Source organism: Mycobacterium sp. ZZG (assembly GCF_054786995.1).
On record NZ_JBTBFV010000203.1, the window covers coordinates 1 to 556 of the forward strand.

1 protein-coding gene is annotated in these 556 nt (G+C 66.9%); it reads left to right on the forward strand.

Annotated features, from left to right (window positions below):
- On the forward strand, positions 1 to 555 hold a 555-nt coding region (locus tag ACXMYJ_RS29360; protein ID WP_460359582.1), incomplete at its 5' end, for an MspA family porin.
- Between the last annotated feature and the right edge of the window lies 1 nt (position 556).

Here is a 556-nt window from a genome sequence, read left to right on the forward strand (position 1 = left end):
CACGCAGGGCTGGACAACGAGCTGAGCCTGGTCGACGGCCAGGGCCGGACGTTGACGATCCAGCAGTGGGACACGTTCCTCAACGGCGTGTTTCCGTTGGACCGCAACCGCCTGACCCGTGAGTGGTTCCACTCGGGCAAGGCGACCTACATCGTGGCCGGCGAGGGTGCCGATGACTTCGAGGGCACGCTGGAGCTGGGTTACCAGGTCGGCTTCCCGTGGTCGCTGGGTGTGGGCATCAACTTCAGCTACACCACCCCGAACATCGCGTTCGACGGCTGGGGCCTGGACGGCAACCTGGCTGACAGCATCGTGACCCCGCCGCTGTTCCCGGGTGTGTCGATCTCGGCGGATCTGGGCAATGGCCCGGGTATCCAGGAGGTCGCGACCTTCTCGGTGGACGTGGCCGGCCCGACCGGTTCGGTGGCGGTGTCCAACGCCCACGGCACGGTGACCGGTGCTGCCGGTGGTGTGCTGCTGCGTCCGTTCGCCCGCCTGATCTCGTCGACCGGTGACAGCGTCACCACCTACGGCGAGCCCTGGAACATGAACTGAC